20 protein-coding genes and 1 tRNA gene are annotated in these 18,606 nt (G+C 63.0%); 3 read left to right on the top strand and 18 right to left on the bottom strand.

Going from position 1 to position 18,606, the window contains the following annotated elements; all coding sequences use genetic code 11:
- Positions 1–49: 49 nt before the first annotated feature.
- On the top strand, positions 50–481 hold the full coding sequence (locus AS9A_RS07455; protein ID WP_013806341.1) for a DUF1801 domain-containing protein: 432 nt from the start codon (positions 50–52) through the stop codon (positions 479–481).
- 12 nt (positions 482–493) lie between these two features.
- Here the strand turns inward: AS9A_RS07455 and AS9A_RS07450 are convergent, their stop codons facing one another.
- Positions 494–1,075 carry a DUF1707 SHOCT-like domain-containing protein gene (locus AS9A_RS07450; protein ID WP_013806340.1) on the bottom strand — a complete coding sequence of 194 codons (582 nt, stop codon included), beginning with the start codon at positions 1,073–1,075 and terminating at the stop codon, positions 494–496.
- Positions 1,076–1,203: 128 nt separating this feature from the next.
- Between AS9A_RS07450 and AS9A_RS07445 the strand changes: the two genes are divergently transcribed.
- Positions 1,204–1,746 carry a DUF421 domain-containing protein gene (locus AS9A_RS07445; RefSeq protein ID WP_013806339.1) on the top strand — a complete coding sequence of 181 codons (543 nt, stop codon included), beginning with the start codon at positions 1,204–1,206 and terminating at the stop codon, positions 1,744–1,746.
- A gap of 108 nt (positions 1,747–1,854) precedes the next feature.
- Positions 1,855–2,193, top strand: coding sequence for a hypothetical protein (locus AS9A_RS07440; RefSeq protein WP_013806338.1), 339 nt, complete (start codon positions 1,855–1,857; stop codon positions 2,191–2,193).
- 64 nt (positions 2,194–2,257) lie between these two features.
- Here AS9A_RS07440 and AS9A_RS07435 read toward each other — a convergent pair.
- The 17 genes from AS9A_RS07435 to AS9A_RS07355 all read right to left on the bottom strand — a co-directional run bounded on the left by AS9A_RS07435 (position 2,258) and on the right by AS9A_RS07355 (position 18,602).
- Positions 2,258–2,331: transfer RNA gene (locus AS9A_RS07435), tRNA-Pro, on the bottom strand.
- A gap of 83 nt (positions 2,332–2,414) precedes the next feature.
- Positions 2,415–3,845: a ribosome biogenesis GTPase Der gene (gene der, locus AS9A_RS07430; protein WP_013806337.1), complete on the bottom strand. Its 1,431-nt coding sequence runs from the start codon at positions 3,843–3,845 to the stop codon at positions 2,415–2,417.
- The gene (gene cmk / locus AS9A_RS07425; protein ID WP_013806336.1) at positions 3,842–4,525 is read right to left on the bottom strand and encodes a (d)CMP kinase; all 684 of its coding nucleotides are present in this window, start codon (positions 4,523–4,525) and stop codon (positions 3,842–3,844) included. Before cmk ends, der begins: the two co-directional genes overlap by 4 nt.
- Positions 4,522–5,562 carry a pseudouridine synthase gene (locus tag AS9A_RS07420; RefSeq protein ID WP_083826486.1) on the bottom strand — a complete coding sequence of 347 codons (1,041 nt, stop codon included), beginning with the start codon at positions 5,560–5,562 and terminating at the stop codon, positions 4,522–4,524. The genes cmk and AS9A_RS07420 overlap by 4 nt, the downstream gene beginning before the upstream one ends.
- Positions 5,563–5,565: 3 nt before the next feature.
- Positions 5,566–6,234: an SMC-Scp complex subunit ScpB gene (gene scpB, locus AS9A_RS07415; RefSeq protein ID WP_013806334.1), complete on the bottom strand. Its 669-nt coding sequence runs from the start codon at positions 6,232–6,234 to the stop codon at positions 5,566–5,568.
- Positions 6,224–7,048 (bottom strand): segregation and condensation protein A, encoded by an 825-nt coding sequence (locus AS9A_RS07410; RefSeq protein WP_013806333.1) that lies wholly within the window; start codon positions 7,046–7,048, stop codon positions 6,224–6,226. The genes scpB and AS9A_RS07410 overlap by 11 nt, the downstream gene beginning before the upstream one ends.
- Entirely contained in the window at positions 7,045–7,995 is a 951-nt protein-coding gene (locus AS9A_RS07405; protein ID WP_013806332.1) for a ParA family protein, read from the bottom strand. Before AS9A_RS07405 ends, AS9A_RS07410 begins: the two co-directional genes overlap by 4 nt.
- Positions 7,996–8,108: 113 nt before the next feature.
- On the bottom strand, positions 8,109–9,053 hold the full coding sequence (gene xerD, locus AS9A_RS07400) for a site-specific tyrosine recombinase XerD (RefSeq protein WP_041451663.1): 945 nt from the start codon (positions 9,051–9,053) through the stop codon (positions 8,109–8,111).
- Positions 9,043–9,681: an NUDIX domain-containing protein gene (locus tag AS9A_RS07395; protein WP_013806330.1), complete on the bottom strand. Its 639-nt coding sequence runs from the start codon at positions 9,679–9,681 to the stop codon at positions 9,043–9,045. Before AS9A_RS07395 ends, xerD begins: the two co-directional genes overlap by 11 nt.
- A complete protein-coding gene (locus AS9A_RS07390) occupies positions 9,678–11,414 on the bottom strand; it encodes a CTP synthase (protein WP_013806329.1) in 1,737 nt (578 codons plus the stop codon). The genes AS9A_RS07395 and AS9A_RS07390 overlap by 4 nt, the downstream gene beginning before the upstream one ends.
- Positions 11,415–11,550: 136 nt before the next feature.
- A complete protein-coding gene (locus AS9A_RS07385) occupies positions 11,551–12,474 on the bottom strand; it encodes a copper transporter (protein ID WP_013806328.1) in 924 nt (307 codons plus the stop codon).
- A 3-nt stretch (positions 12,475–12,477) separates the two neighbouring features.
- Positions 12,478–13,674, bottom strand: coding sequence for a putative cytokinetic ring protein SteA (gene steA, locus AS9A_RS07380; RefSeq protein ID WP_013806327.1), 1,197 nt, complete (start codon positions 13,672–13,674; stop codon positions 12,478–12,480).
- A 97-nt stretch (positions 13,675–13,771) separates the two neighbouring features.
- Positions 13,772–15,559 carry a DNA repair protein RecN gene (recN, locus tag AS9A_RS07375; RefSeq protein WP_013806326.1) on the bottom strand — a complete coding sequence of 596 codons (1,788 nt, stop codon included), beginning with the start codon at positions 15,557–15,559 and terminating at the stop codon, positions 13,772–13,774.
- A gap of 2 nt (positions 15,560–15,561) precedes the next feature.
- A complete protein-coding gene (locus AS9A_RS07370; protein ID WP_041450935.1) occupies positions 15,562–16,509 on the bottom strand; it encodes an NAD kinase in 948 nt (315 codons plus the stop codon).
- Positions 16,506–17,327 carry a TlyA family RNA methyltransferase gene (locus AS9A_RS07365; protein WP_013806323.1) on the bottom strand — a complete coding sequence of 274 codons (822 nt, stop codon included), beginning with the start codon at positions 17,325–17,327 and terminating at the stop codon, positions 16,506–16,508. Before AS9A_RS07365 ends, AS9A_RS07370 begins: the two co-directional genes overlap by 4 nt.
- Positions 17,327–17,533, bottom strand: a complete 207-nt coding sequence (locus AS9A_RS07360; protein ID WP_041450934.1) for a hypothetical protein — start codon at positions 17,531–17,533, stop codon at positions 17,327–17,329. The genes AS9A_RS07365 and AS9A_RS07360 overlap by 1 nt, the downstream gene beginning before the upstream one ends.
- Positions 17,526–18,602 carry an HAD-IIA family hydrolase gene (locus AS9A_RS07355; RefSeq protein WP_013806321.1) on the bottom strand — a complete coding sequence of 359 codons (1,077 nt, stop codon included), beginning with the start codon at positions 18,600–18,602 and terminating at the stop codon, positions 17,526–17,528. The genes AS9A_RS07360 and AS9A_RS07355 overlap by 8 nt, the downstream gene beginning before the upstream one ends.
- Positions 18,603–18,606 lie beyond the last annotated feature (4 nt).

The following is an 18,606-nucleotide window of genomic DNA, read 5'->3' as shown; positions in this document are numbered from 1 at the left end:
GACTACGGTCACCTCTAAAGGATCGATCAACGACAGGAGAGAAATAGCGATGAGCACCGAAGGCTTCTCCGAGCAAGAACGCGCGGCGATGCAGCAACGCGCCGCTGAGCTGAAGAAGGAGGCAAGCCGCGGTCGCGGGAAGAAGGCCGCTGCCGAGGAAGCCGACATGTTGACAAAGATCGCGCAGATGGCCGAACCTGACCGGTCTCTAGCCGAACGCATTCACGACATCGTCACCAGCAACGCCCCGGACCTCTCACCGAAGCTGTGGTACGGGCAGCCCGCCTACGCATGGAAAGGAAAAGTTGTGTGCTTCTTCCGCAGCGGCAACGATGACAAGGAACGTTATTCGACATTCGGGTTCACCCCCGAAGCCAACCTCGACGACCGCGGTCTCTGGCCGACCTCGTACGCCGTGACCGACTTAAGCGACGAGGAGGCGGAGGCGATCGCCGTGCTCGTCAAGAAGGCCGTGAGCTGACAGCGCCGCGCATCAGCGCATGAAGCGCCATTTACGAGGAGGCCGCGCAACGACGTTTCCCATCCCTGCTGATCCCGTCACCCGGATCGTCGCGTCCGCTGGAGACGCGGTGTAACCGAGCTTGTTTTTGACGGACCCCATCGTGGTCTTCACTTCATCGGTGCTGACCGTAACTCCTGCGGGAACGATCAGCACGATGTTGCCCATGCCCGCTGACGCTTCGATCAGCACCTGACCGTAAGGGAACTCTGCTTGAGTGAAATCGAGCTTGAGGGAGCCCATCGCGGTACTCGCAACGATATGGTTAGGCACTTTCCAGTACCCGTCACGTTTGAGGTCGGAAAACCCCGCGTTCAGTCGCAGCGGCTGCCCGGCGGACGGAGCCGGAGCAGCTCCGGGTAATGCTGGTACTGGTAGGTCGGCAACGACAACATCTAGATCGGTGTATGTCACCGCGGAGTACGCGGCCCCCAGGCGCTCATCGAGTTCACTGAGAGTAATGCGGCCCTCTGAGTGTGCCTGATTGAGGATCTTCACCGCGACTTCGCGGTCTTTGTCCGACGCCCGCAGGTTTCGCCGATCCGGTTGGGTCATACCTTCATCGTACGAAAAGATCTTGCACGGGTCAGATTCTCCTGTGAAGGAACGCGTCGCTGAGCTGACGGGAAGCTCCCATCAGCCGCACCGATTAACTTCGTATGTAGCGGGGTACAACGACATATATGGACGATCTGTTTTGGAACGGCACCGACCCGCTCATCCATACCGCAGTGATGGTGATTTTCGGGTACATCGCACTGATCGTCATGCTGCGTCTCTCCGGCCCGCGCACCATGGCAAAAATGACACCACTCGACTTCCTCGTCGCCGTGACCATTGGTTCCGCATTCGGGCGAACACTCACCGCCGTGGATGTCGCGGTTGCGCAAACGATCGTCGCCATCGGCGCGCTCATCCTCCTGCAGTGGGCACTGGCGGGGTTCCGCGCCCGATTCCCCAAGTTTCGTCGACTCGTCGACAGCGAACCAGTTCTCCTGTACTACAAAGGGGACATTCAGCACAAAGCACTGCGTGCTCACAGGCTCACTATCGACGACATCCACACTGCAGTACGACAATCCGGCAAAGGATCGCTCTCTGACATCGCCGCGGTAATCCTCCAGCAGGACGGCAGCCTTGGCGCAATCACCACCGACGGGCTCGGTGACGCTTCCAGCGTTACTCCCTACGTGCACCGCAAGGACATTCAGCACAACGAAGGCTGAACCCGCGCGTTTGCAGGGTGGGGGCACACCACGCCCAGGGGGTCTCCCGCGGCGCAGGTCCCGCGCGGAGTATTAGCGGTACACACCACCCACCAACCCGGAGGTCCCATGTTCCGCACTGCCGCCACGATCCTCGCCACTGCCACCGCAGCCGTCGCCATTGCCGTCCCCGGAGCCGCCATCGCCGGCGCGAAGCCCGCTCCGCAGCCAGTTGGCACTATCTCCCCGATGACCACGACCATAAAGACGGTGGACCTCCAGGCGGGTGCGACAGGGCAGGGCGAGACACAAGCTCAGTGCGACCGGCGCGCCGCGGCCATCAACTCCTGGTACGACGAACTGGACGCGCAGACCTTCGCAGGCAACCACGAAGCCGCGGCAACGGCGAACAACAACGCGGAGGCCCTCGCGGACGACGCCTTGAGTGCGGGCTGCTTCCTCTTCTAGACCAGAGCGAGCCCAGAAACCAGAAACCCTGGCAGAAAGAAAATTCTGCCAGGGTTTTGCCCTGTCGGGCTGACAGGATTTGAACCTGCGACCACTTGACCCCCAGTCAAGTGCGCTACCAAGCTGCGCCACAGCCCGCCGCTGAACTAAGACGCCGAGGCGCCGTTGTTAGCTCAGCTAGATTACAACAGCCCGCGTGCTGGTTGCCAATCGCCTCGCGGTCAGCGCCGGGGTTTGCCGCGCTTCTCCCGCACTCGCACGCCGATCCTGATTGGGCTTCCTTCGAACCCGAATGATTCGCGTAGCCGCCGTTCGAGGAACCGCCGGTAGTTTGCCTCGAGGAAGCCGGTCGTGAAGAGCACGAAGGTGGGTGGCCGTGTGGTCGCCTGGGTGGCGAAGAGGATCCGCGGGAGCCGTCCGCCACGCATCGGCGGTGGTGTCGCGGCTACTGTTTCACGCAGCCAGGTGTTCAGCCGTCCGGTGGGGACGCGGGTGTCCCACGATTCGAGTGAGGTTTCCATCGCCGGAACGAGTTTCTGCACGGCGCGGCCCGTTTGGGCGGACACGTTGACGCGCAGTGCCCATCGCACACGCTGCAGGTCGCGATCAATTTCCTTCTCGAGCTGCACACGCCGCTCGTCGTCCACGAGATCCCATTTGTTGAACGCGAGAACAAGTGCTCGGCCGGTTTCTTCCACCATGGTGATGACACGCTGGTCTTGTTCACTGATCGGCTGGGACGCATCGATGAGCACAACCGCCACCTCTGCGGCTTCGATCGCGGACCGGGTCCGCAGCGACGCGTAATATTCGGCGCCGCTCGCGTGGATGACGCGTTTACGCAGCCCGGCGGTGTCGACGAATCGCCAGACTTTTCCGCCGAGTTCGACGAGGGAGTCGACGGGGTCGACGGTGGTGCCTGCGACGTCGTGCACGACGGAGCGTTCATCGCCGGACAGTTTGTTCAGCAGACTCGACTTGCCCACGTTCGGCTTACCGACGAGCGCGACGCGCCGCGGTCCGCCAGTAGCGCCGATGATTTCACGCGGTGTTTCGGGCAGCGCTTCGAGGATTTTGTCGAGAAGATCACCTGTCCCCCGGCCATGCGTGGCACTGACGGAGAAGGGTTCTCCGAGCCCGAGGGACCACAACGCCGCGGCTTCCGCTTCGAGTTTCTGGTCGTCTACCTTGTTCGCCACCAGAATGACCGGCGTTTTGGACCGTCGCAGAACGCGAGCGACCGCTTCGTCTGTGGCGGTGGCGCCGACTGTCGCGTCGACAACCACGACGATCGCGTCGGCGGTGTTCATCGCCAGTTCGGCTTGCCGGGCGACGGACTGTTGCAGGCCTTTCGCTGACGGCTCCCAGCCCCCAGTGTCCTGGATGGTGAAGCGCTTCCCTGCCCATTCGGCGTCGTAGGAGACGCGGTCACGGGTGACGCCTGGGACGTCTTCGACGACGGCTTCGCGGCGGCCGATGATGCGGTTGACGAGCGTCGATTTGCCGACGTTCGGCCGCCCGACTACGGCGAGCACCGGGACCGGGACGAATTCGCCTTCAGCTGCGCCTTCGATGTCACCGAGTTCCCACTCGGTTTCGTCGCTCCAGGTACCGTCGGCGGACCATCCTCCGGTGAGATCATTGTCGGTCACTTGTACGCTCCTATCCGCTCTTCGATGAGCGCGAGAAGGTGGTCGACGACACCATCCAGCGTGAGGTCGCTGGTGTCGACGATCAGCGCGTCCTCTGCTGGCCGGAGTGGTGACACGGATCGATTCGAGTCGAACTCGTCCCGCCTGATGACGTCTGCCAGCACTTCGTCGTAGTTGTCGCCACGGCCTTCGGCGATGTTCTGGTCGTTGCGGCGCTTAGCGCGCGCTTCGGGGGACGCGGTGAGGAAGATCTTCACAGACGCCTCCGGGAGAACGACGGTCCCGATGTCTCGGCCTTCGATCACGATGCGGTCAGCTGCGACGGAAAGCCGCCTTTGCAATTCAACGAGTTGCTCGCGAACAGCCGGAACCGCGGCGACAGCGGAGACTGCACCTGTCACGGCTGCACCGCGGATTTCGGTGCCGACATCCTCGCCGTCAAGCATCACTTGTTCGCTTTGCGGGTCCGAGCCGATCGAGAACGGAAGGTTCGCGGTCACCGCGGCGAGCGCAACCGGGTCGTCTACGTCCGCACCGGAACGCAGCGCATGCAGCGTCGCGATCCGGTACATCGCACCGGTATCAAGGTAGCGGGCTCGCAGCCGCTCAGCAACACGGCGGGAGACGCTCGACTTGCCTGTCCCGGCCGGCCCGTCGATCGCGATCACAACGTTGCTCACAGCCCGACCTCCTTGTACAGTGCCCCGACCTCTTGGCGGTTCAGCGCCCTGATTGTTCCAGGCCGCTGATCACCGAGATGCACGGATCCGATCTGGGTGCGCACGAGCCGGGTCACGGGGTGTCCGACGTGTTCGAGGAGTCGCCGGACAATGTGCTTGCGGCCTTCGTGCAGGACTATCTTCACGAGGGTGCTCTTGTCGAACGCGTCGACCACGGAGAAAGCATCTACTCGCACTGGTCCGTCGTCCAGTGTCACACCGGCCTCCAGGGCACGGTCAACGCTTCTGCGCACGACCCCTTCGACGTCGGCGAGGTAGGTCTTCTGCACTTTGTAGGACGGATGCATGAGGCGATGAGCTAGTTCACCATCATTGGTGAGCAGCAGCAGACCCTCGGTTTCAGCGTCGAGGCGCCCGACGTGAAAGAGCCGCTGCCCGGAAGCGATCCGTTCGGCGACGAGGTCGCCAACGCACGGTCGCCCGAGTTCGTCCAGCATCGTCGACTGCCACCCGCGTGGCTTGTTGAGCGCGAGGTGGACCAGTTCTTCGGTGATCATCACCCGCATGCCGTCGACCTTGACCACGGCGGTGGAAGGGTCGATCCGCATGCCCTGGGTTGTGACGATCTTTCCGTTCACTTCGACGCGACGCTTGTCGATCATCTGCTCACATACACGGCGGGAGGCGACGCCAGCCTGCGCCAGCACCTTTTGCAGCCGCACGCCTTCCTCACCGTAAGCAGCGGTATCAGGGAGCGCGGCCCCTCGCAAAGGGGCACCTTCGGGTGCTGGGCGCGCGTTACTGATGCGCGGCAGCCCGGCCGATGGATTTTTCGGCTGCGGTTTCGAATGGGTCTTGCGAGCGGAGGGCTTGCGTGTGCCCGGCGTCTGGCTCGACGACTTGGGGAAGGAAGGCTTCTTGCCTCCCGGGCTATCGGTTCGGGAGTGCTGCGAACGCGACTCCTGGCCGCGGCGCGCCCCCGTGGAGGGCTTTTTGTTTCGGTCCGGTGTGCCATCTCGGCGAGCGGGTCTCTTCATTTCTCATTCCTGTTCAGATGTTGCTCGCTCCTCTGCGCGAGACGAGCGAGCGTGGCTTTTCGCCATACGCGCATCAAGATCACTTTCGATCTCGATGCCCAGTTCATCGATAACGTCCACGTCCGGCAGCAGGGGTGCGAGCGGTGGCAGTTCAGCGACCGAGGCAATACCGAGCCGCTCCAGGAACAGCTCCGTCGTCACATACCGCGTCGCTGCCGATTCCGGGTCGGGTTCAGTCTCGGCGATCAGACCGCGCGCGAGGAGAGTCCTCACGACACCGTCCACATTCACACCGCGTACCGCGCTCACACGTGCTCGCGTCACCGGCTGGCGATACGCGATCACCGCCAGTGTCTCCAGCGCTGCACGAGTCAGTTTCGATCGCGCACCGTCCCGGATGAGACGTTCGACGTACACAGAGTATTCGCTCCGTGTGTACATACGCCAGCCGTCTCCCGCGAACCGCAGGTCAATGCCGCTTCGCCGTGACTCATAACTCGCTCCCATCCGCACAAGGGCGCGGCGGATCCGGTCCTCAGGCACATCGAGAGCGTCAGCGAGTGACTCCGCGCTGGCGGGCGTGTCCACAACGAGAAGCAGCGCCTCGAGCGCAGCCTCAAGGCGCTGCTCGGTCCACTGTTCCGCGTCATCGTCGGGATGGTCATCCTGCATAATCTTCTCCTGCTCCCGCTAATTGCGGTTCCACACCAGTCCAGCTGACGTGAAGCGCCCCGAGCGGTTCTGGCTGAGCGATGTCGAGCGCCTTCTCCCGGTACAACTCCAACATGCTGAGGAAGCGGGCAACGATCCGCATCACCGAATCACAATCCGCGACAAGAGCGGGAAATGCGACCCACTCACCCGCACCGCGTTCGCGGAGGCGACGCAACAGAATCTTCGATTCCGCGGGCACGGAAATGTGTTCAGCGTGCATGTGCGTCACGTTGACTTCCGGAACCGGGCGCGGACGGAACGCGGCAGCAGCGATTTCCGCGAACCGCTCCGGCGTTACACCGAGCACCACGTCGGGAAGCAGGCTCGTGTAGCGGTCCTCGAGTGACACCGAACGCGGATAGCGGCGCAGCGCGCGTTCTTCCATCTCCGAGAATACCTGCGCTAACTGCATGAATGCGCGGTACTGGAGCAGACGCGCGAAGAGCAGATCGCGCGCGTCGAGCAATGCCAGATCCTCGTTATCTTCAACCTCAGCTGAAGGTAGAAGTCGGGCAGCCTTCAGGTCCAGCAGCGTCGCCGCCACAACAAGGAACTCGGTCGTCTGGTCGAGCCCGAGCTGGCTACCGAGCCGTCTGGTGTACGCGATGAAATCGTCGGTTACCTTGTGCAACGCCACTTCGGTCACATCAAGGCGCTGCTGACTGATCAGACTGAGCAGAAGGTCAAACGGCCCTTCGAAGTTACGCAGAGTGACCCGGAATACCTCCCCGGGATCATCCGGCTGCGCATCATCAGGAAGGGGTACTGTCACCGGCCCCGGCCAAAGCCCGCGATCACTTCACGAGCAAGTTGCCGGTAGGCGTCCGCTCCCGCGGATTTCGGCGCCCAACTCGTAATCGGCTCGCCAGCAACGCTCGTCTCAGGGAACCTGACAGTGCGATTGATCGTCGTGTGGTACACAAGGTCACCGAACACTTCGACAACGCGGGTCATCACGTCCCGAGCATGCAATGTCCGGGAATCGAACATGGTCACCAGAATTCCCGCGAGAGAGAGACGCGGATTGAGTCGGTCCCGAACTTTCCCCACCGTGTCATTCAGCAGAGCAAGGCCGCGCAGACTGAAGTACTCGCATTCCATCGGGATCATCACCCCGTCGGAGCATGCGAGAGCGTTCACGGTCAGCAAGCCGAGCGAGGGCTGGCAGTCAATCAGAACGTAGTCATACCGGTCGAGCACGGGATGCAGCGCCCGGTGCAGCGTCTGCTCGCGCCCCACCTCGTTGACAAGCTGAATCTCGGCCGCGGACAGGTCGATGTTGCTCGGCAACAGATCCATCCCGTCGACGCGGGTGCGCATTAGGACCTGCTCAATCGACACTCGCGGCTCGACGAGCAGGTTGTATACCGTTTGATCAAGCTCATGATGCGCAACACCGAGACCTGCGGACAACGCACCCTGGGGGTCGAGGTCGACGAGGAGTACCCGCCGTCCATACTCGGTCAGTGCGGCACCCAGGTTGATGGTCGAGGTCGTTTTACCGACCCCGCCTTTCTGGTTGCACATCGACAAAACCCGAGCGGGCCCGTGGCTGTTGAGCGCCGTCGGCTCCGGTATAACCGGCAACGGCCGGCCCGTTGGACCGAGTGGCTCGCCGGGGTCATTCCCGAGAGCACCTGCCGCGTCGTCCCCACCAGCGACACCGCTCCCCGCGGCTGCTCGCTCGGACTCCGCTGCGAATTGCTGCGGTGTCTTCACGGTTTCTGGCACTCCTTCTCTGGGTGTTACCGCCCACAGTCCTGACTGTGACGGTGCTAACGCTACCGTTTGCTGCTGTTATACGCGCTATTCGACACGAGGCACACGCGCTTTTACCGCGCGCGTGGATGCGCCTCCGCCCACACTTCGCGCAGTGCCGTCACAGTGACAGCGGTATACACCTGCGTCGTGGTCACCGAAGCGTGTCCTAGAAGTTCTTGCAGCACACGCACATCCGCTCCACCTTCCAGCAGGTGCGTCGCGAACGAATGCCGCAACGTGTGCGGTGACACGGCGGATGTCACACCGGCCCGCTTCGCAGCGTCCTGCAGGACCTGCCACGCGCTTTGCCTGGAGAGTCGTCCGCCGCGATTGTTGAGAAACACCGCGGGATCGAACCTCCGCACCAAAGCGGGTCTTCCCCGCACCACATATGCATCGAGCGCCGCGATGGCCGGACGGCCGAGGGGAACGATGCGTTGTTTGCCGCCCTTACCCCGAAGCAGCACCGCACGGGACTCCAGGTCGAGATCGTCCAGGTCGAGGCTGATCGCTTCTGTGATCCGGGCGCCGCTCGAATACAACAGTTCAAGCAGCGCCCGATCACGAAGGCCACGCGGCCCTTCGGACTCGGTTCCCACCGCTTCGAGAATTGCGAGCACATCGTCCAGGGGCAGAGCTTTCGGCAACCGCTTACCCGGACTTGGCGGCTTCACGCTACGCGCGACATCCGCTGACGCCATGCCTTCGGCGTGCGCGAACTTGTGCAGACCCCGCGCTGCGATCAACGCTCGGGCGACCGAACTCGCCGACAAACCCCGAACATTGTTCGCCGGATCGCCTTTGCGCAGGGCGAGAACGAAGTCCTCGACGTCATGTTCGGTGACGTCAGCCAGGTCGCTGATCTGGCGGTCAGCGAGGTGTGCCACGTACCGCCGCAGATCACGCTGGTACGACGTCAAGGTGTTCCGTGACGATCCGCGTTCCACCGCAAGATGATCGAGGTAGGCCGTCACTTGCCCGCTCAGCAACGCGGGCGGGTTCACGTCACTCGCCATCGCCGTGACGACGGCGCGCCAGCGCGGATGGCCGCAGAGGCCACGGGGCATCCGGTTCGCGAAGGTCTGTGCCAGCAGCGCGCGCGGCGTGCAGTGCGAGGACCCCTGCGACACTCGTGGCGTTGCTGATCTCGCCGCGCAACGCCATCTTCACCGCGTCGGCGAGAGGAACCCGCAGGATCCGCATGTCAGCTTCTTCGTGCTCCGCTTCTGGCCGCGCCGTTTCCCGCAAGTCCTGCGCGAGGAAAACCCTGACGACCTCGTCCGTCATTCCCGGCGACACTGCGACGTCGACGAGCAGCTTCCAGCTGTCCGCCGCGATGCCCGCCTCCTCCACGAGTTCACGCTCCGCAGCCCTGAGCGGCGACTCACCCGGCTCATCAAGCAACCCCGCCGGCAGTTCGAGCAGCCGAGCGCCGAGGGGGTGCCGGTACTGCTCGACAAACGCAATCCTGTCCTCATCATCGATCGCGACAATAGCGACAGCCCCATAATGCTCTATGACCTCGCGCACCGCAGAGCGGCCGCCGGGCATCACAACGTCATCAACGCGCAGCGCGATGACTGCGCCGTCGTAGGCGAGCCGCGACGCGCTCGTACTGAATTCGTGGCTGCCCGGCTCAGTCATTTTGACTCGGCTTCACTCGACACAAGTTCAGGTGACTCGTCATCTCCGCTGATATCGACGGGCAGTCGCTGCTCTGCCGAATAGCGCATCGCGGCCTTAACGAACGCGGCGAAGAGAGGGTGTGGTCGCGTGGGTCGGCTCTTCAGCTCCGGGTGTGCCTGCGTCGCAACGAAAAACGGATGCTGCTTGCGCGGGTACTCCACGAACTCCACCAAGCGCCCGTCGGGTGAGGTGCCGCTGAAAACCAATCCGCTCTTCGCGATCTTGTCCCGATATGCGTTGTTGACTTCATAGCGGTGCCGGTGCCGCTCTGACACCGATGTGGCGCCGTACGCTGAGGCGACGACGGAGCCTTTCGTCAGCACGGCGGGATACGCGCCAAGGCGCATAGTGCCGCCCATGTCCGCGTTGCCTGCCACGATGTCACGCTGGTCGGCCATCGTCGAGATCACAGCATGGGGTGTTTCTTCCTCGAATTCAGACGAGTTCGCCTCATCCAGCCCAACTGAGCGGGCCGCCTCGATGACGACGCACTGCAAGCCGAGGCAGAGGCCGAGGAGCGGGATCTTGTTGGTGCGCGCATACCGGATAGCACCGAGTTTGCCCTCGATCCCCCGTATCCCGAAACCGCCCGGGATCAGGATCGCATCCACTTCACCGAGCGCGGCGTGCGCGCCCTGATCGGTCGCACACGTGTCGGATGGCACCCAGTCGATCTCAACCTTCACCCGATGATGGAAGCCGCCGGCCCGGAGCGCCTCGGTCACCGACAGGTAGGCATCTGGGAGGTCCACGTACTTACCCACCAGCGCGATTCGCACGGTTTCGCGCGAGTTGTGGACACGTTCGAGCAGGTCTCCCCACACTGTCCAGTCGACATCACGGAAGGGAAGACCGAGTTTCCGCACCACGTATGCGTCGAGGCCTTCGCGGTGGAGCACCTTCGGGATGTCGTAAATGGAAGGAGCGTCGGCGGTTGAGATCACGCCCTCGACCTCGACATCGCACATCAAGGCGATCTTGTTCTTCAGCCCTTCGGGGACATCCCGGTCGGCGCGGAGAATGAGAGCATCCGGCTGGATACCGATGTTGCGCAGCGCCGCCACCGAGTGCTGGGTTGGCTTGGTCTTCAACTCGCCTGACGGGGCGAGGTAAGGCACCAGGGAAACATGCAGGAAGAAGACATTTTCGCGGCCTACATCGTGTCGGACCTGCCGCGCCGCCTCAAGGAATGGCTGTGACTCGATGTCGCCGACCGTACCGCCGATTTCGGTGATCACGACGTCGGGGACGTGGCCCTGCAAATCTGGGCCGGACATGGCGAGAATACGCGCCTTGATCTCGTCAGTGATGTGCGGAATGACCTGCACGGTGTCGCCGAGGTATTCCCCGCGGCGTTCCTTCGCGATGACTGAGGAATAGACCTGACCCGTTGTCACGTTCGCGGAACCTGGCAGGTCGCGGTCGAGGAACCGCTCGTAATGCCCGATATCGAGATCCGTCTCAGCGCCGTCCTCGGTGACGAAGACTTCGCCATGCTGGAACGGGTTCATCGTTCCGGGATCGACATTCAGGTAAGGGTCGAGCTTCTGCATCGTGACACGCAGGCCGCGCGCGGTGAGAAGCTGCCCGAGGCTCGAGGCTGTCAGCCCCTTGCCCAGCGATGAGGCGACGCCGCCGCTGACGAAGATGTGCTTCGTCTCGGTCTTCGCGTGATGACGTGAGAAAGGCAAAGAGACTCCCGTGACAACTCGAGCAGACATACTACGACCGGGTGTGGTGCCTGCTGACCCACGGGACTTCACGGTAACACTTCGACGCATTCCCTGATGCACTGACGCCATGCTTTGCAATGAAAAACACGGTTATCTAGGCCCCTCGGGTGACTGCGACTGCGCGCGGGCCCGTCCCGTAGTGCGCCGAATCGCCGCGCAGCCGCTCAGCGAGCGCGAGCGCGACCGTTACCCGTCCTGGCGCTGTCCCCGCGTTGTCCACCGTACTGACAGCCGAGGCCATGCTCGTTTCCGAGCGGATCACAGCCAGCGCGTGGTTGCCGTCCGCTGACTCTGGCCCTCCTGCCGCCACAACCGCACCGTGAGCGGCAAGTCCGGCTGCGAAGCGTGCAACGAATGCTCCGTCATTTCCATCTCTCTCCTGCTGCGCCGCGGTAACCACCACTGCGGAGGCGGCAGGGGTCACCGCACCCTCAGGGGCAATGAAACCGCCACTGCTGAGGACATCGAGGATCACTTGACGTTCCTCGTCAGTTCCCTGCGGCCCCTCACCCTGCGCGTGTAAGAATGCTGTGCCCAGCAGGTCACCGGTCATGCTGCCCTGATCGGTCGCTCCTGTATCGAGCTGGGCGCCCGCAGGGAGCGAGTTCGTCACCAGACCTCGGAGCCGTTCCGCTTCGGCCACATCGGTGAATGCTTCCGTGAGGGTTACCGTTCCATGTATCGACCCGCCCGCGCGCGTCAGCATGTCCCGCACACCCGCGACGTCATCCGGGTCTGCGCCCGGCGCCGCGAACACCACAACTGCCTGATCGCGCAGTTCGCCGTCAAGTAGGCGGTCCGCGTACGTGACGGTAAATTCAGATGCCGCATCAAGTTCGTTCAGCGCGGTGTCACGCTCCGCTTCAAGCGCCTCAGCCTGCTCCGTCAGACCACTTCGGTCCGAACGCAAATTCTGCACAACCCGATCAGCAAGTGTGGTCGACCCGAGAACCAGACCCAACGCAAGCGCCAGGAACACAGCCACCAAGGACACTGCGTGATAGCGCAGCGGAATCACGCATCAGCCCCTGAGGTCGCGGATAAGCCCCTGAACCCAGAGAGCAAACCTGTTCCAGGTATCGATCGCCCACGACAGCGGGTCCTCAATGCCATTGACGATGAGAAGCACCACCAGCGCAGCTGCCATTAGAGCGAGTACGAACAATGCGATCGCTGTGACAGACACCCGGCTCCGGTAGAGCGTGGCCAGCGCGCGCCCGTCAACCAGCTTTTCCCCCACCCGCAGGCGAGTTAGGAACATCGAGGGCGCCGATTCCGACTTGTCCCGGTCGAAGAACTCGCTAAGTGACGCACTCACCCCTACGGTCGCGATCAGCGACGCCCCATGATGGTAGGCAAGCAGGAGGGCAAGGTCAGCCGGAGTTCCCGCAGCAGGGAACGTCATCGCCCCTACCCCGAGGTCCTGAATCCGCTCAAGGCCCTTCGCGTGCCCGTCTGGGTCTGCAGGCAGGACAACCTGAGCTCCGCAGCGGAGGGTTTCTGAACTCATCGATTCGGGATCACCGACGATCAAGTCGGGCTTGAACCCAGCCTTGAACAACGCATCGGCACCGCCATTCACACCGATGAGAATCGGCTGGTACTCCTTGATGAACGGCTTAACCTGCTTCAGTGCGTCTTTGTAGTCAGGTCCCGCATCGACGACGAGTACCTGACGGTCGGCAAGCTCGACATCGATATCTGGGATACCGATCCCATCGATAAGCAGCGGGCTCTCAGTACGAATGAACTCGACCGTGTTACCAGAGAATGCTTCGAGATGGTCGGCGAGCGACTGCTTCGCCGTAGTGAGCAGGTCTTTGATCTCCTCCTCGAACAGCTGGACACCGAGCGCGACCGATTTCTCGCCGAGGAAAACCTCCCCCTCGTACAAGCGGACCTTCGCGCCGTCCTTGACCTCACGGAAGATCTCAGAACCGACCTCATCGACGAGGATGATGCCCGCATCGACGAGTTGCTGCGGACCAAGATTCGGATAACGGCCAGAAATCGACGGCGAGGCATTCACGACGGCGAGTACCTGCGCCCGGATCAACGCATCAGCGGTCTTGCGGTCTAGATCGATCTCATCGAGGATGACCACATCGCCCCGTCCGGCGCGACGAAGAACCTTCGCGGTATCCCGATCAATCCGTGCGGTGCCACTGATACCTGGAAGCGACGTGCTATTGCGCGACAGCAGGGACGGCATCTTCATGTCCCGATGATGGACCCAATGTCGCCGAGAGCGCGGGAGGCGCGCCGATACCAAATAGTTACGCAACGTCGAGACATCGCTGAGAAGCCTTGCGCGCCTACGCGGCCAGTGCCTGACGTTCTTGCTCAGCGACCGCGAGAAGTTCTTCCGCGTGGGCCCGGCCCGTGTCCGAATCACCCATCCCAGCGAGCATTCGGGCAAGCTCGGCCACGCGATCCTCGGGCCCGAGGTTCCGGACGCCGCTGACAATCGTCCCGCCGGGCTGATCCGTCTTGTCGACGACGAGGTGCGTATCGGCGAAGGCCGCGACCTGCGGCAGGTGCGTGACGACTATGACCTGGTGGGTGCGCGCAAGCCGCGCGAGCCGCCGCCCGATCTCAATCGCCGCCCGGCCACCCACGCCGGCATCAACCTCGTCGAACACCATTGACGCCGCACTGTCTCCACCCGCGAGCACGACTTCAAGCGCGAGCATCACGCGGGACAGCTCGCCACCCGATGCGCTCTTGGCCAACGGCATCGGCTCGGCACCTGGATGTGCGGCCAGTCTGAATTCGACCTCGTCGATCCCGTATGGACCGGGGACATACCACGACTTTTCAACTTCAATCGCGCCGTCAGTTTTCGCTTCGACGGCGGTCGTGTCGACCGAGACCTCGAGCTTCGCCCTTCCCATCGCGAGGCCCGCCAGTTCGGTGGATACCGCCTTGCTCAATGCCACAGCCGCCCGCCTCCGCGCGGCGGAGAGCTTGATCGCGTGCCCTGCGAGTTCACGTCCCGCGGCAGCCACGGCGGCGGAAAGTTCTGAGAGTGCTTCAGCGGATACATCAATGCTGGCCAGTCGTTCCCGTGCGCTGCGCGCCCATTCGAGCACACCATCGACGTCCGCAGCATATTTGCGGGTCAGCATCTTGAGGTCCGACTGGCGGTTGAGCAGCCCATCGAGCGCACCCGGGTCCGATGGCAGCCCTTCCAGGTATGAACTCAGTTCGGCGCCGAGGTCACCGACCAGCGCAATCGCATCACGAAATCGGGGAGCAAGCTCTCCCAGCGATGGGTCGTCAGCTCCTTCGAGGCTGTGCCGTGCTTTGCCCAGAAGTTCTAGTGCATTCTCCGCACTCGTGTCCGTGGTGTCGGCGATGTCGCTGGCTCCGGCGATTGCGGCGAGGGCTTCGGTCGCAGCGCCACGCAACGAATCAAGGTCGCCGAGCCGCCGCACCTCCGCCGCGATCGACTCGTCTTCTCCTGGCTGGGGGTCAACGGCATCGATTTCATTGAGCCCGAATTGCAAGCGGTCTGCCTCTTGCGCGAGTTCACGCGAACGCGTCGTACGTTCGTGAAGTTCCTTTGTCAGTCTCTTCCACTCGGCGCGAGCGCTGCGATAGCGATCAAGGAGTGGTGTGATCGCCTCACCAGCGAACCTGTCGAGCGCACCGCGTTGCTGGTCAGCTTTCAGCAACCGCAGCTGGTCGTTCTGCCCGTGCACCGTCAGCAAGGCGCCGGTGAAGCGGCCTAGCACTCCGGCTGGCACGCTGCGCCCACCGAGATGGGCGCGCGAGCGCCCGTCGCGGGAGACCGTGCGGACTGCGATCACAGACCCGTCAGAGTCCTCCTCAGCACCGCTCGACTCGAGTATCTCGGCGATTTCCTCCCTGACGGTTTTCGCCACACCATCAATGGTGAATCGGCCCTCTACGGTTGCTCTTTCCGCGCCCGCGCGGACCCTTTTCGCGTCAGCCCGGGCACCGCTGAGCAGATGCAGACTCGTCACAACCATTGTCTTGCCGGCGCCTGTTTCGCCGGTCAGCACAGTGAAACCCGGGTCGAGCTCTGCGCTCGCCGCGTCTATGACCCCAAGGCCGTTGATACGTAACTCGGCTAGCATCGCTACTCCCCCCCGATACCCGTGACAGGTCTGCCACGCCATCCTTGCACCGGCAGCTCGAATTTCCGCACAAGCCGGTCCGCAAACGGTGCAGAGTTCAGTCTCGCCCACAACACGGGTGTGGTCCCTCGCCTGAATTCGATGCGCCCACCCGAGGGAACCTGCACAATCCTCCGCCCGTCACAGAAGACGAGCGCATCGTGTCCGGCGGGATCAACCTCAATGGCCACCAAAGCAGCAGGACTGGTCACCATCGGCCGGGCAAAAAGGGCATGGGCGTTACTCGGAACCACGAGCAACGCCTCCAGTTCCGGCCAGACGATAGGACCGCCCGCCGAGAATGCATAGGCAGTTGACCCTGTCGGTGTCGCGACGAGCACACCATCACACCCGAAGGCCGACACAGGACGGCCATCGACTTCCAGCACGACTTCAAGCACCCCGAGCCGGGGTGCCTTCTCAACGCTCGCTTCGTTGAGTGCCCAGCCCTGCGCGAGTGACTGGCCCGCCGACCACACTTCCATGTCAAGCGTCATGCGGTGCTCTATTCGGTATTCGCGCCGCACAACCTGCCCCAGTGCGTCTTCGAGGTGTTCGGCCTCCGTTTCAGCGAGGAACCCTATCCGCCCGAGGTTGATGCCAAGGACGGGAATCCCCGCCGAGCGAGCGAGATCAGCCGCGCGCAACATTGAGCCGTCACCACCGAGAACAAGAACCAATTCGCACCCGGCAGCAGCATCGGGGCCAGCTTCGATCACTGTTTCGTACCCGGACAAAGCTCCAGCGGAGACGTGCGTGCTCGCTGCCTCATGCGCCAGTATGCGGAGCCCGATGTTGTGATGCTTCATGATGCGCGCCACCTGAGTCACGGTGCGTGCGACCTCTGGCCGTCCCGTATGGGCAACGAGAAGTATCTCGCGGTGACTCGTTGACCCTTCCTGGTGTGTCACTGCGGGCCCTCTTCCACTGCGCGGCTGATCATTTCACTGAGGCTGGCCGTGGGCGCTGGGCCAGCTTCACCGGAACGCAGCCACAGAAAGTACTCAACGTTGCCGGATGGCCCCGGCAACGGGCTTGCTACCGCATCGATCGCGCGAAGACCCAAGCCATCCGCATAGTCTGCCACCTCCCGCACCACGCTCGCGCGCAGTTCCGGGTCGCGGACAACGCCGCCGGAGCCAAGACGTTCCTTGCCCACCTCAAACTGAGGCTTGACCATTGGCATCAAATCAGCGCCGGGCGTGACGCAGTTCGCCAGCGCAGGCAGAACCAGCCGCAGCGAAATAAACGAGAGGTCCGCGACAACGAGGTCGACCGGACCACCGATCTGTTCGGGCGTCAGGCTGCGAACGTTGGTGCGGTCAAAAATCTCCACTCGCGGGTCATTCTGCAGTCTCCAGATCAGTTGACCGTATCCGACGTCCGCAGCGACCACCTCCCGGGCGCCTCGTTTGAGAAGCACGTCAGTGAACCCGCCCGTCGAGGCTCCCGCATCAAGGCAGCGCCGGCCCGTGACCTCGAGCCCACCTGGTCCGAACCGTTCCAGCGCGCCGAGTAGCTTATGCGCACCCCGGGACGCCCACTCTTCGTCGCTCGGGTTCTCGATCACGTGCAGTGGGGTGGCTCGGTCGATAGCTGTCGCCGGTTTCACGATTGTGCTGCCGGCTGACTGCACCCGGCCCGCTGCGATCAGTTCAACCGCATGGTCACGCGAACGAGCCATGCCGCGGCGAACAAGTTCCGCGTCGACGCGGGCCCTGCGTGCCATCACACCGTATCCACCGACGCAAGGGCCTTGACGAGAACGCTGTGGGCGTCTTCGAACAATTGCACCGCTTCCTGGGTCGCTAATTGCTCTGCTGGCAAAGAGTCGAGTTGCGCGACGATGCCTGAGACGACGGTGCGCACCTCGTCAGGTCCGTGCTGAAGAGGTGCTGCAGGTCGTGGCCCGGGCAGTGGCGCTCCGTTAGTCATCGGCCTCAACGCTAACCGACAGTGCTCCCCCGCCACCACGCGAAACACCGGAATCTACCGACCACGCCCTGAGGAGTTGTGCCGCACGCGCACCTCGCACCACAATCCGGGTGACAGTTTCCGGGGCCGCCGCGCTCCATAACGTGCTAGCCGCGGCGCGCAATGCTGCTGCCCCGTCAGTGTCCGCATTGTCAACGTCCGCATTGTCAGTGGCCGTAATGACGACATTCGGCCCATCCCAGAACACGTCCCAGCCCCTTTGCGGCGCTGGCCGAAGCCGCTCAGCTAGTTCTCCGAGGCTTCGGAGGTCTGCCGCGATGTAGTCAGGACGCATGTCCGGTCCAGCACGCAGTACGTCGAGTGGCTGAGAGACCCCCGTCATTACATATAGACTCGGGAGCCCTGCAGCGCGCGCTCCGGCGATATCAGTGTCCAGGCGATCGCCGACCACAAGGGGTGACGACAACGATGCGCGCTCAATTGCGTCCTTGAAAATCTGGGAACCGGGCTTGCCCGCCACGTAAGGCTCTACATCAGTGGCTGTCCGAACGGCAGCGACCATCGACCCATTTCCGGGCAAAAGCCCACGCTCAGTAGGGAGCGTAGCGTCGAGATTAGCGGCGACCCAGACAGCTCCCGACCGGATGGCCAAAGCCGCCTCTGCGAGCAGCGCCCACCCAGTATCCGGTGAGTGGCCCTGCACAACCGCGTCAGGACCTTCGTCGAAACGCGTCACTGGGACCAAGTTCGCTTTGCGAATCTCATCAGCAAATGCATCAGTGCCGACTACCAGTACCTTCGACCCCGGCGATACGAGCGACGAGACCAGTCTCGCCGCCGCTTGCGCGCTCGTGACCACATCCTCGGAAGTTGCTGCAAACCCCAGTTCCGCTAAATGTGTCGCCACATCACTAGCGCTGCGGCTGGCATTGTTAGTCACGTACAGCAGGCGCGTGCTGCCCACATGGTGAAGCACATCCACGGCGTGCGGAACGACCTGTGGACCCCTGTACAGCGTGCCGTCTAGATCCAGCAGTAAACTGTCGAACTCCTCAAAGAGTCTCGCCATGGCT

It is taken from the genome of Hoyosella subflava DQS3-9A1 (assembly GCF_000214175.1).
GTDB lineage: Bacteria > Actinomycetota > Actinomycetes > Mycobacteriales > Mycobacteriaceae > Hoyosella > Hoyosella subflava.
This window is presented reverse-complemented; position numbering and strand designations above follow the sequence as displayed.

Bases quoted from the DNA above. Each gene is read 5' to 3' on its own strand.
- AS9A_RS07455 (WP_013806341.1), top strand. From the start codon at position 50: ATGAGCACCGAAGGCTTCTCCGAGCAAGAACGCGCGGCGATGCAGCAA.
- AS9A_RS07450 (WP_013806340.1), bottom strand. From the start codon at position 1,075: ATGACCCAACCGGATCGGCGAAACCTGCGGGCGTCGGACAAAGACCGC.
- AS9A_RS07445 (WP_013806339.1), top strand. From the start codon at position 1,204: ATGGACGATCTGTTTTGGAACGGCACCGACCCGCTCATCCATACCGCA.
- AS9A_RS07440 (WP_013806338.1), top strand. From the start codon at position 1,855: ATGTTCCGCACTGCCGCCACGATCCTCGCCACTGCCACCGCAGCCGTC.
- AS9A_RS07420 (WP_083826486.1), bottom strand. From the start codon at position 5,562: ATGAAGAGACCCGCTCGCCGAGATGGCACACCGGACCGAAACAAAAAG.
- scpB (WP_013806334.1), bottom strand. From the start codon at position 6,234: ATGCAGGATGACCATCCCGACGATGACGCGGAACAGTGGACCGAGCAG.
- xerD (WP_041451663.1), bottom strand. From the start codon at position 9,053: ATGGCGAGTGACGTGAACCCGCCCGCGTTGCTGAGCGGGCAAGTGACG.
- AS9A_RS07395 (WP_013806330.1), bottom strand. From the start codon at position 9,681: ATGACTGAGCCGGGCAGCCACGAATTCAGTACGAGCGCGTCGCGGCTC.
- steA (WP_013806327.1), bottom strand. From the start codon at position 13,674: ATGAAGATGCCGTCCCTGCTGTCGCGCAATAGCACGTCGCTTCCAGGT.
- recN (WP_013806326.1), bottom strand. From the start codon at position 15,559: ATGCTAGCCGAGTTACGTATCAACGGCCTTGGGGTCATAGACGCGGCG.
- AS9A_RS07365 (WP_013806323.1), bottom strand. From the start codon at position 17,327: ATGGCACGCAGGGCCCGCGTCGACGCGGAACTTGTTCGCCGCGGCATG.
- AS9A_RS07360 (WP_041450934.1), bottom strand. From the start codon at position 17,533: ATGACTAACGGAGCGCCACTGCCCGGGCCACGACCTGCAGCACCTCTT.
- AS9A_RS07355 (WP_013806321.1), bottom strand. From the start codon at position 18,602: ATGGCGAGACTCTTTGAGGAGTTCGACAGTTTACTGCTGGATCTAGAC.